Genomic DNA, 11,309 nt, shown 5'->3' with positions numbered 1-11,309 from the left:
GCCGCTGTTCAGTGCCCGCCCGCGTCCACCACCTCGACGCCGCGGATGTTGCGCTCGATCTCCTCCGCCGGCAGCGCGACCGCCATCGCCCAGTAGTAGATGAAGAGCGAGAACACCACCACCACCGCGATGTCCCACCACAGCGGCAGGTTCCCCTGGGCGCCCACCCCGAAGGTGCCCTGCCAGGAGACGACGCCCATCCCGACCAGGTAGACCGGCAGCCACTGCCCCGCCCGGAAGTCCATCCGCGGCGCGTTCGGCACCCCCTTGGAGGCGGCGTACGCGGAGTACCCGCCGAGCAGCAGGTACCCGATCAGGATCGCCAGGCCCAGCCGCCACAGGGTGTCCCAGCCGGACCAGTAGATGACCAGGCTCGCCACCGCGAAGGCGACCGGCGAGATGACCGAGCCGCCGGGCAGGTGGTACGAACGCTCCATCCCGGGCAGCCGCCGGCGCAGCACCCCGAAGGCCAGCGGGGCGCCCGCGTACATCAGCACGACGGCCGAGGTGATGAAGCCGACCAGCTTCTGCCAGCTCGGGAACGGCAGGAAACAGACCACCCCGGCGACCCAGGCGATGATCAGTCCGAGCCAGGGCACCGAGTTGCGGTCGGTGTACTGGAGGGCCGGCGGCGCGTAGCCGTTGCGGCTGAGGCCGTAGGTGACCCGGGAGCTGGAGGTGATGTAGACCAGCCCGGTGCCGGCGGGCGAGATCACCGCGTCGATGAACAGGACGGTGGCCAGCCAGCCCAGGCCGATCAGCGTCGCGAGGCCCGCGAACGGACCGCTGATCCCGGGGTAGTCGAGCTTGGCCCAGCCGCCCGCGAAGGTCTCCGGCGGCAGGGCGCCGATGAACACCACCTGGAGCATCACGTAGATGACCGTGCCGATCGCCACCGACCCGAGGACGGCCCGGGGGATGTCCCGGCGGGGGTTACGGCTCTCCCCCGCCCACTGGATGGCCTGCTCGAAGCCGAGCAGCGCGAAGATCACCCCGCTGGTGCTGATCGCCGCCAGCACACCCTTGGACCCGTCCGGTGCGAAGCCGTGCACGGTGAAGTTGGAACCGTGGAAGTCCTGGATCCCGAGGGCGAAGATGGTCAGGATCGGAATGGCGACCTTCCACACCGTGGCCGCACTGTTGGTGTGCGCCAGCAGCCGGACGCCGAGGAAGTTGATCGCGACGAACACTCCGAGCAGCACGGCCGCGACCACGAATCCCGAACCGGTCAGCGTCAGGTCCTGGTTGAGGAGGCCGTCCGCCCAGGTCCAGTGCCGGGCGTAGTTGATCATCGCCTGCACCTCGATCGGCGCGATGGTCGCCGCCTGCAGCCAGGTGAACCAGCCGAACGACATCCCCGCGAACCCGCCGAAGGCGTAGTGCGGATACCGCGCCGTGCCACCCGCGACCGGGAACAGCCCGCCCAGCTCGGCGTGGATCAGCGCCAGCAGGATGATCGCCACCGCCCCGATCCCCCAGGACAGCAGAGCGGCCGGCCCCGCCGCCACCGCCGCCTTCTGCGCCCCGAACAGCCAGCCCGAGCCGATGATCGCCCCGACCGAGGCCCACAGCAGCCCGGCGAGGCCGACCTCCCGTTTCAGCCCGCTGTGCCCCGCGGTGGGCGGACTCGTGTTCGTACTGTGAGCCATGCGCGGCCACCTCTCGTGTCAGGGGAAAATCCACCCCGACAGTGCCGCAGCGCGTGTTCGTCGCCTCCCCCGAAACACCCTCCGACCTGCACCCTCACCCAAACGGTCGCCACCGACGGCACGACGCCGAGGAAGGACACCGGGCCTGGTCCCGCCCGTACGAGGCTTCCGGAGCAATCGGGTGAGCGTTGCCCCTCCGAACGACCACCCGCCCATCGCCCGCACCCCGGAGGTCGCCTGATGACGACCGCCCTCCCCTGCAAGCCGTACGAGATCCGCCTGGTCAACCCCCGCAGCCCGCACTTCCTCCTCCCGGAGAGCTGGGGCCGGTGGGATCCGGACCAGCACAGGGACCTCCGCGTGCGCGGCGCCTCGGAGCGGATCAGCCGCCTCTCCACCCGTGCCGCCGCCGAGGCCCACCTCCGCTCTTTTTCGGCCACCCCTCCCGGGACAGTTCCCGCGGCGTTCACCTGCCCGGCACGCGGAACTCACCGGGGGCGGGCAAGCTCCCGCACGGAACGAAGTTGGCTATACAACTTCACCAGGGAGCACCGCCGAGGAGGAACCCCCGTGACCGAGCAACCGCCGCCCTACTGGCTGCGCGACAACTGCCCCTGCGCCGACTGCCGGGACCCGCGCAACGGCCAGAAGCTGTTCCGGATCGACGACCTGCCGCCGGACCTCACCGTCGCCGCGAGCAAGGAGATCGACGGCAACCTGGAGGTGCTCTGGTCCGACGGGCACCGCTCCCGCTACCCGCTGGCGTGGCTCGAAGAAACGCCCGACGGAGACGGCCGCACCGAGCAGGACAAGCGGCTCTGGACGGCCGCCGACTTCGCCCGCGGCATCCCCGAGGCCGACTGGCAGAGCTACCTCACCGACCCCGCCGAGCAGGCCGCCGTCCTCGCCGCCGTCCGCCGCAGCGGCTTCGCCGTGCTGCGCGGGGTGCCGACGGTGGAGCGCCAGGTGCTGCGGGTGGCCGAGAGCTTCGGCTACGTGCGGGTCACCAACTACGGCGAGCTGTTCGACGTCCGGGTCGAGCCGGACCCGAACAACCTCGCGTTCACGAACAAGGCCATCGCCCCGCACACCGACAACCCGTACCGGGACCCGGTGCCCACCCTCCAGCTGCTGCACTGCCTGGAGAACTCGGCCACCGGCGGCGACTCCGGCCTCGTCGACGGCTTCAGGGCGGCGGCGATCCTCCGGGACGAGGCCCCCGAGGACTTCGCCGTCCTCACCCGCACGCCCGTCCCCTTCGTCTTCCGCGACCGCCGCACCGAACTGCGCGCCGACCGCCCGCTGATCGAGGTCGACCCGCTCGGCCGGATCCGCGAGGTCCGCTTCAACAACCGCTCGATCGGCACCCTGCGCAGGACGTCGGAAGCCCTCCAGGCCTTCTACACCGCCTACCGCCGCTTCGCCGCGATCACCCTGCGCCCCGAGCTCCAGCTCACCTTCCGGCTGGCCCCCGGCGACTGCCTGATCTTCGACAACACCCGGCTGCTGCACGCCCGTACGGCGTTCCAGCAGGACGGCCACCGCCACCTCCAGGGCTGCTACGCGGACGTCGACTCCCTCGCCGGCACCCTCGCCGTACTGCACCGCCGCACCGCCGCCCTGGACGAGCTGGCCGAGCTGTTCGCGGGCGAGGGCGCCGGGGAGTACCTGGGCGAGGCGGTCACCATGGCCGAGCACATGCTGCAGGCCGCGGCCGCCGCCGAGGCGGCCGGCGCGCCGGACCACCTGGTCGCCGCCGCCCTGCTGCACGACGTCGGGCACTTCTTCGACGAGCACGGCCGGGGTTCCCTGCACGGAAGGGATCTGATGCGGGGGCAGGACAACCGCCACAGCCACAGCGGCGCCGACCGGCTGGCCCGCTGGTTCGGCCCGGAGGTCACCGAGCCGGTCCGGCTGCACGTGGCCGCCAAGCGCTACCTGTGCGCCGTCGAGCCCGGCTACCGCGCCAAGCTCTCCGAGGCCTCCGAGTACACCCTCACCGTCCAGGGCGGCCCGATGGGCGGCCCGGAAGCCGCCGCCTTCGCCGAGCTCCCGGGCGCCGTCGACGCGGTGTCCGTCCGCCGCTGGGACGAGCAGGCCAAGGAGCCCGGCCTGGAGACCCCGGACTTCGACCACTACCGCCCACTGCTCGCCTCACTCATGCGCTGAAGCACCGATGCCCTGATGCAACTGATGCCCTGAGGTACTGAGGTACTGAGGTACTGAGGTACTGAGGTACTGAGGTACTGAAGCGCGGACCCGCCAAGAGGCCAGGCCCGCCCGGGAGTTCAGTCCAGCTCCCGGGCGTGCCGCGAAAGCGCCGACGTGGCCAGCGAGTTGTGCACACTGAAGGCCACCGTGCCGGGCAGGTAGCGGTCCTGGGACCACTCCACCGGGGTGCCGGTCGGGTCGGTGGTCCGCCGCCGCTCGCGCAGCAGCGGGCCGCCCCGGCGGCAGCCGAGCAGCCGGGCGTCCTCCGCGTTGGCGGCGACGATGTCGATGGTGTGGTCGGCGTCGGTGAACAGGATGCCGTGCTCGCGCAGCACCTCGGTGTGCGAGACGACGTCCGGCGGCAGCTCGGCGACGATCTCGCCGACCCGCGGCGGGTAGATGGTGCGCTCGACCATCACCGGTGTGCCGGACAGGGTGCGCAGCCGGACGGTGACGTACACCTCGGCGCCCGGCTCCAGGCGCAGTTGCTCGCGCTCGGCGGCGTCGGCCGGGCGGCGCACCAGGGAGTCCAGGATGCCGCCGGGCTCCTCGCCCATCGAGTACGCCCAGTGCGTGAAGCTGAGCAGTTCGGAGAAGCTCTGCACCCGGGCGCCGCCGAGCACCACCCGCCGGGTGCCGCGGCGGGAGGTGACCAGCCCGTCCGAGCGCAGTACGGCGAGTGCCTGGCGGACGGTGCCGCGGGAGACCCCGTACTGCTCGGCCAGCGTGCCTTCGGCGGGCAGCCGGCCCGCTTCGCCGAACGCGCCGGTGGTGATGGCCTCGCGCAGATCGGCGGCCACCCTGCGGTACAGAGCTCCGGTCTCGCGCTCCACGGGGCGCCCGGGCTCTACTGCCACGTCAGTCAATGTCCCTCCTGGGGCGGTGTCCTGCGCAGCCGTGCCGGCGCGGACAGCCCGACCCTATCCCGCTGCGCGATTCGAGCATCGCACCGAACGGATCACGCTCCGATGGCCGGATTCCACCGTTCCCGCAGCCGACCCCGGTTCTGGGCCGGCCGTTCACCTTCCCGTCACCGAACTCCGGGTTACTTACCTCCGTCAGCGAAGTTGGCTAGTCAACTCGGACGGTTCCGAACGGATACCGGACGAATGCAGCAAGGAACCTCGACGGACGCCGGACGAATCCGCGCCACGGCCACTCGCACGATCGATCCCCCGATCAGATCAGACACCCCCTCCCGTGCAGCACCCCCTCGCAGTACACCCGATCAGGAGACTGACCCGTGTCCGTGCACCGTGCCCGCTCCGCCGCCTTCGCGGCCGTCCTGACCGCCGCCGCGCTGTCGCTCACCGCCTGCGGTTCCGCCGGCTCCTCCTCCGCGAAGTCCGGCAGCGACGCCGCGGGCGGCAAGAGCGCCAAGACCGCCACCTCGGTCGCCGACTTCGGCGGCATGGACGCCCTGGTCGCCGCCGCCAAGAAGGAAGGCAAGCTGCACGTCATCACCCTGCCGCGCGACTGGGCGAACTACGGCAAGCTGATGGACGACTTCAAGGCGAAGTACGGCATCGACATCGAGGACGAGAACCCGGACGGCTCCAGCCAGGACGAGATCAACGCGGTCACCTCCCGCAAGGGCCAGGACCGCGCCCCCGACGTCGTCGACCTCGGCTCCGCGTTCGCCATCAGCGCCGGCAAGCAGGGCCTGCTGGCCCCCTACAAGGTGACCGACTTCGACAAGATCCCGGCCACCATGAAGGACGCCAACGGTCTGAGCTACAACGACTACGGCGGCTACATGTCGATCGGCTGCGACGCCAAGAAGGTGTCCGTCTGCCCGAAGACCTTCGCCGACCTGCTGAAGCCCGACTACAAGGGCATGGTCGCCCTGAACGGCAACCCGACCAAGGCCGGTGCCGCCTTCGGCGCCGTCTACGCGGCCGCGCTCGCCAACGGCGGCTCGCTGGACAACATCCAGCCCGGCATCGACTTCTTCGGCAAGGTCAAGCAGGCCGGCAACTTCAACCCGGTCGAGGTCACCCCGGCGACCATCGAGAAGGGCGAGACCCCGATCAGCATCGACTGGTCGTACCTGAACGCCGGCTACAGCGACAAGTTCAAGGACAAGGGCATCGACTGGCAGGTGGCCATCCCCTCGGACGGCTCCTACGCCCAGTACTACAACCAGGCGATCAACAAGGACGCCCCGCACCCGGCCGCCGCGCGCCTGTGGGAGGAGTACCTCTACAGCACCCAGGGCCAGAACGGCTTCCTCGGCGGCTACGCCACCCCCGCCCTGTTCGACGCCATGAAGACCGCCGGCACCCTGGACGCGACGGCCGCCGCCAAGCTGCCGACCGTCGAGAAGCCCTTCACCACCTTCCCGACCCAGGACCAGACGGACACGGCCAAGAAGACCGTGACCGAGAACTGGGCCAAGGCGATCGCGGGCTGACCTGAGATGACCACGGCTCCCACCCCGGTGCCGGCCAACGCCTCCGCCGCCCAGCGCGGCGGGGGCGCCCCCGGCCCCGTCACCGCCTCCCCCACCACCGGCCCGGCCGACGTCGCCACCGCGACGGCCGCCCAGGCCCCCCGCCCGGCCGCGAACCCGGCCGAGAACCCGGCCAAGCGCCGGGTCGGCGGCAGCCGCGCCTGGCTCGCCGCCCTCCCCCTGATCCTCTTCTTCGTGATCGGCTTCGGCCTGCCGGCCGTCGCCATCGCCATCGGCGCGTTCACGACCTCCACGGACGCCCCCGACGGCGGCGGCACCTTCACCACCGACAACCTCACCGGCTCGCTCCAGGGCGCCTACTGGACGGCCCTGTGGGGCAGTGTGAAGCTCTCCCTGCTCACCGCGCTGATCGCCACCGTGGTCGGCCTGCCGCTGGCCCAGGCCGTGGCGACCTCCCGGTTCCGCGCCTTCCGCGAGGCCGTGATGTCCGTCTCCGGCGTGCTCGCCAACTTCGGCGGCGTGCCGCTGGCCTTCATGTTCGTCGCCACCCTCGGCAACGCCGGCGAGGTCACCACCCAGTTCGGCCTGACCAAGCACGGCTGGAACCTCTACACCTTCACCGGCCTGTCCGTGGTCTACCTGTACTTCCTCGTCCCGCTGATGGTCATCACCATCACGCCGGCCCTGGAGGGCCTCAAGTCCCAGTGGCGCGAGGCCGCGTACAACAACGGCGCCACCGGACTCCAGTACTGGCTGCACGTGGCGCTGCCCGTCCTGCTGCCCTCGCTGCTCGGCGGCTTCGTGCTGCTGTTCGGCGCCTCCTTCGCCGCGTACGCCACCGCCGAGGCCATGGTGGGCAGTTCGGTGCCGCTGATCTCGATGCAGATCGGCGACGCGCTGTCCGGCAACGTGCTCGTCGGCCAGGGCAACCTCGCCCTCGCCCTCGGCCTCGACATGATCGTGGTCGCCTGCCTGGTGATGGCCGTGTACCTGCCCCTTCAGCGCCGGAGTGCCAAGTGGCTCGCCTGATCGATCGCATCCGTTTCGGCCGCGGCCTGGTCCTGCTGATCTGCGGGATCTACTTCGCGGTGCCGATGGCCGCCTCGCTGTGGTTCAGCATCGACGACAACAAGGGCGGCACCACCTTCCGGGCCTACACCCAGTTGCTGAACGCCCCCGGCTTCACCGACAGCCTGGTGCTCAGCCTCGAACTGGCCGCCGTCACCGTGGTGGTGCTGCTGCTCCTGCTCGTCCCGGCGGTGCTCGCCGCCCGGCTCGGGGCGCCGAAGCTGCGCCCGGTGATCGAGGTCATGTGCTCGATGCCGCTGGTCGTCCCGGTCGTCGCCCTCACCACCGGCATCATCGGCGTGCTGCGCTGGGGCCCGGACTACCTCCAGGACACCCCGCTCTTCCAGACCATCGTGGCCATCCAGGACCCGAACTTCCCGATCGTCCTGATCATCGCGTACGTGCTGATGGCGCTGCCGTTCGCCTACCGGGCCATCGACGGCGGACTGCGCGGCGTGGACGTGGTCACCCTGGTCGAGGCCGCCCGCAACTGCGGGGCCGGCTGGCTGCGCGCGGTGTTCACCGTCGTCCTGCCGAACCTGCGCAGTTCGCTGCTGAACGCCGCCGTCCTCACCGTCGCCCTGGTGCTCGGCGAGTTCACCACCGCCTCCATCCTCGGCTTCACCCCCTTCTCGGTGTGGATCAACTCCAACGGCAAGAGCGACGGCCAGATGTCCGTCGCCGTGTCGATGCTCAGCCTGCTGATCGTCTGGCTCGTCCTGCTGCTGATGTCCGCCGTCGGCCGTGGCCGCAAGGCCGCCCGGTCCTGATCCAACCCCCCTTTGTTCTCCAGGAGTTACCAGCCATGACCACGGCCACCGCCCTCGCGAACGGCGTCTCGCTCGCCCCCGGCAGCGCCACCGTCGAGTTCCGCTCGCTGCGCCGCGCGTTCGGCGCCACCACCGCCCTCGACGGCCTGGACCTGACCGTCCACCCCGGTGAACTACTCGCCCTGCTCGGCCCGTCCGGCTGCGGCAAGACCACCGCGCTGCGCATCCTGGCCGGCTTCGAGCAGCACGACTCCGGCGAGGTGCTGGTCGACGGCCAGGACATCACCTCGATCCCCGCCCACAAGCGCGACGCGGGCATGGTGTTCCAGTCGTACAGCCTCTTCCCGCACCTGACGGCGCTGGACAACGTCGCGTTCGGGCTGCGGATGCGCGGCACCGGCAAGGCCGAGCGCCGCAGGCGCGCCCAGGAACTGCTGGAGCTGGTCGGCCTGCCGCACCGCGCCGAGCACTACCCGCACCAGATGTCCGGCGGCCAGCAGCAGCGCATCGCGCTCGCCCGCGCGCTCGCCCTCCAGCCGCGCGTCCTGCTGCTCGACGAGCCGCTGTCCGCGCTGGACGCCAAGGTCCGCCTCCAGCTGCGCGAGGAGATCCGCCGCCTCCAGCAGGAACTGGGCATCACCACCCTGTTCGTCACCCACGACCAGGAGGAGGCGCTGTCCATGGCCGACCGGGTCGCCGTGCTGCGGGCCGGGAAGCTGGAGCAGTGCGCCACCCCGTCCGAGCTGTACGGCCGGCCGGCCACCGCCTTCGTCGCCGAGTTCGTCGGCACCATGAGCCGCATCCCCTGCACCCGCACCTCGGACGGCGTCGAGGTGCTCGGCCGCCGGCACGCGGTGGACGGCGAGGCCCCGGCCGACGGCGAACTGCAGGTGCTGGTCCGCCCGGAGAACGTCATCCTCACCCCGGCCGAGAACGGCCCGGCGCTGGTCATCACCGCGTCCTTCCTGGGCGCCGTCACCCGGCTCACCGTCCGCCTGGACGACGGCACCGAGGTCAAGGCCGACCTGCCCACCGAGGCCGCCGCCGCCCTCCCGGCCGGCTCGCGCGCCGAGCTCACGCTGCCGGAGCGCCCGGTACTGGTGGACCGCCGCGCCGCCTGAGAAGCCCGTCTGGGATTCTCGTACCGCCTCTGCACCCGCCGAAGAACCACCGAAGGTACCGCCATGCCTGAATCCGTCCCGTCCGAATCCGTCCGGTCCGAACCCGTCCGGTCAGAACCCGTCCGGTCCGAATCCGTACTCCCCGAGTCCGCGCTCCCCGCCGCCGTCCTGTTCGACATGGACGGCACCCTGGTCGACACCGAGCAGCTCTGGTGGAAGGCCGCCGCCGAACTCGCCGAAGAGCTGGACCACCCGCTCACCGACCAGGACGCCCCCGAGGTGCTCGGCCAGGCCGTCGAGCACACCGCCGCCCACCTGCACCAGGTCAGCGGCACCAGCCGCCCCGAGGCCGAACTCGCCGCCCGGCTGGGCGAGTCCTTCGCCGCCAAGGTCGCCGCCGAGACGGTGCCCCGCCCCGGCGCGCTCGCCCTGCTGGCCGCACTGCGCGAGGCCCGGGTGCCCACCGCGCTGGTCTCCGCCTCCCCGCGCCTGGTGGTGGACCTCGTCCTGTCGTCCATCGGCCGCGACTGGTTCGCCGTCACCCTGGCCGCCGAGGACACCCCCCGCACCAAGCCCGCGCCGGACCCTTACCTGGCCGCCGCCGAGCGGCTCGGCCTCGATCCGGCCGCCTGCGTGGCCGTCGAGGACACCCCGACCGGGGTCACCTCCGCCGCCGCGGCCGGCTGCGCGGTGCTCGCCGTGCCGTCCGCCGCCGTCCCGATGCCCGAGGGCGACCGGATCACCCTGCTGGACAGCCTGGAGCAGGTCGACCCCGCGCTGCTCGGGAAGCTCTGCACCGCCCCGGCCGTTTGACAGCGACATGCCCTACGTTCTGCTCACCCTCGCCATCCTGAGCGAGGTCTGCGCCACCAGCTGCCTCAAACTCACCGAGGGATTCACCCGCCTCTGGCCCAGCCTCGGAGTCGGGATCGGCTACGCGCTGTCCTTCTACCTGCTCGGCCGCGCACTCAAGCACATCCCGGTCTCGGTCGCCTACGCGGTCTGGTCCGGAGCCGGCACGGCGGCCGTCGCCGGGATAGGCGTGGTCGCCTTCGGCGAGTCGCTCGGGCGACTGCAGTGGCTCGGACTCGCCCTGGTGATCGTCGGGGTGATCGTGCTCAACCTCAAGGGCGGCCACTGACGACCAGTCAGTTCTCTTACCTCGGGCCGGAGCGGAACGTCGGACACACCGGCGCCACCGCTCCGGCCCGTTCGCTACGGTGTTCCCCATGACGAACCCCAGGCCGCACCACTACCGCTTCGTGCACCGCGAACTCTCGCGCCACCTCCTGCAGTTCGGCCCGCAGATGACCAGCCCGGCCCCCAACGGCGGCAGCCTGGTGCCCGCCTTCACCAAGCTCTGGGACAGCCTCGGCGAAACCCTCCCACCCGAGGACCGGCTGCCCAGCCACGGCCTCGACTGCCGCCACGTCGAAGTCGACGGCCACCGCCTGCTCCTGGTCACCCTGCCCACCCCGGTCGGCACCACCGAGGCGTACTTCTGCGCCTCCGTCCTGCCCAAGGGTGCCGACGCCGTCCGCTACCTCACCCTGGAACACGCGATCAACCCCTTCGACGGCACCCCCGGCACCGTCCTCGGCGAATGGACCACCCAGAACCACCTCAACCACGGCCAGGGCCCCGCCCCCACCGCCGACCTCTTCATCGCCGCCGTCATCGAGCTCACCGCCCCCAAGAAGCGCGGCTTCTGGCGCCGCTGACCCACCACGGCGACACCAGCGCACCGGCCGGAGTCCCGCCCGGCCGGTCCCGGCACCCCCCGCCGTGAAGCGTGACACCCGTCACCCACGCCGCCCGCAACCCCGCCGCTTCCGTCGTACGTCTCCCACCTCGGCCTTTTGACGCACCGACGGAACGGGGGGATGACGCCATGGGAGATGACGCGGCGAAGGCCGGCGGCCCGGAGTTCAAGCTCCGGCCGGGGGACCTGAAGGACGCCGCGCCGACCTTCGAGAACCAGGGCAAGGCGCTCAAGGAGGCGCTCGACAAGCTCAGGAAGAGCCTCACCGAGGCCGGCAGCCCGTGGGGCGGCGACAAGCAGGGCAACGAGTTCGCG

At 71.4% G+C, this 11,309-nt stretch carries 10 protein-coding genes and 1 pseudogene; 9 read left to right on the top strand and 2 right to left on the bottom strand.

Going from position 1 to position 11,309, the window contains the following annotated elements:
- Nucleotides 1-8: 8 nt before the first annotated feature.
- Nucleotides 9-1,649 carry an APC family permease gene (locus tag ACZ3YL_RS39225; RefSeq protein ID WP_188304602.1) on the bottom strand — a complete coding sequence of 547 codons (1,641 nt, stop codon included), beginning with the start codon at nucleotides 1,647-1,649 and terminating at the stop codon, nucleotides 9-11.
- A 570-nt stretch (nucleotides 1,650-2,219) separates the two neighbouring features.
- On the opposite strand from ACZ3YL_RS39225, the gene tmpA reads away from it, so the two are divergent.
- Complete coding sequence (gene tmpA / locus ACZ3YL_RS39220) at nucleotides 2,220-3,818, top strand: 2-trimethylaminoethylphosphonate dioxygenase (RefSeq protein WP_465662362.1); 1,599 nt, start codon at nucleotides 2,220-2,222, stop codon at nucleotides 3,816-3,818.
- A 119-nt stretch (nucleotides 3,819-3,937) separates the two neighbouring features.
- On the opposite strand, the gene ACZ3YL_RS39215 is transcribed toward tmpA, so the two are convergent.
- Nucleotides 3,938-4,717 (bottom strand): GntR family transcriptional regulator, encoded by a 780-nt coding sequence (locus ACZ3YL_RS39215; RefSeq protein ID WP_317621030.1) that lies wholly within the window; start codon nucleotides 4,715-4,717, stop codon nucleotides 3,938-3,940.
- A gap of 386 nt (nucleotides 4,718-5,103) precedes the next feature.
- Here ACZ3YL_RS39215 and ACZ3YL_RS39210 point away from each other — a divergent pair, with 386 nt between their 5' ends.
- From ACZ3YL_RS39210 to ACZ3YL_RS39175, 8 genes and pseudogenes are all read left to right on the top strand, one after another.
- Nucleotides 5,104-6,273, top strand: coding sequence for an ABC transporter substrate-binding protein (locus ACZ3YL_RS39210; RefSeq protein ID WP_188304600.1), 1,170 nt, complete (start codon nucleotides 5,104-5,106; stop codon nucleotides 6,271-6,273).
- Between the two features lie 6 nt (nucleotides 6,274-6,279).
- Nucleotides 6,280-7,302: an ABC transporter permease gene (locus ACZ3YL_RS39205; protein WP_465662359.1), complete on the top strand. Its 1,023-nt coding sequence runs from the start codon at nucleotides 6,280-6,282 to the stop codon at nucleotides 7,300-7,302.
- Complete coding sequence (locus ACZ3YL_RS39200) at nucleotides 7,302-8,111, top strand: ABC transporter permease (RefSeq protein WP_411292946.1); 810 nt, start codon at nucleotides 7,302-7,304, stop codon at nucleotides 8,109-8,111. Before ACZ3YL_RS39205 ends, ACZ3YL_RS39200 begins: the two co-directional genes overlap by 1 nt.
- Before the next feature lie 35 nt (nucleotides 8,112-8,146).
- The gene (locus tag ACZ3YL_RS39195) at nucleotides 8,147-9,232 is read left to right on the top strand and encodes an ABC transporter ATP-binding protein (protein ID WP_188304598.1); all 1,086 of its coding nucleotides are present in this window, start codon (nucleotides 8,147-8,149) and stop codon (nucleotides 9,230-9,232) included.
- A gap of 63 nt (nucleotides 9,233-9,295) precedes the next feature.
- Nucleotides 9,296-10,045 carry an HAD family hydrolase gene (locus ACZ3YL_RS39190; RefSeq protein ID WP_465662357.1) on the top strand — a complete coding sequence of 250 codons (750 nt, stop codon included), beginning with the start codon at nucleotides 9,296-9,298 and terminating at the stop codon, nucleotides 10,043-10,045.
- Nucleotides 10,046-10,052: 7 nt separating this feature from the next.
- On the top strand, nucleotides 10,053-10,373 hold the full coding sequence (locus ACZ3YL_RS39185; RefSeq protein WP_188304596.1) for a DMT family transporter: 321 nt from the start codon (nucleotides 10,053-10,055) through the stop codon (nucleotides 10,371-10,373).
- An 88-nt stretch (nucleotides 10,374-10,461) separates the two neighbouring features.
- A complete protein-coding gene (locus tag ACZ3YL_RS39180; RefSeq protein WP_188304595.1) occupies nucleotides 10,462-10,953 on the top strand; it encodes a hypothetical protein in 492 nt (163 codons plus the stop codon).
- A gap of 170 nt (nucleotides 10,954-11,123) precedes the next feature.
- Nucleotides 11,124-11,309: pseudogene (locus ACZ3YL_RS39175) on the top strand (hypothetical protein); the annotation flags it as partial.

Source organism: Kitasatospora sp. NPDC023176 (assembly GCF_055560495.1).
Note: the sequence above shows the minus strand (reverse complement) of the source record. Positions and strands in the feature narration are given on the sequence as shown.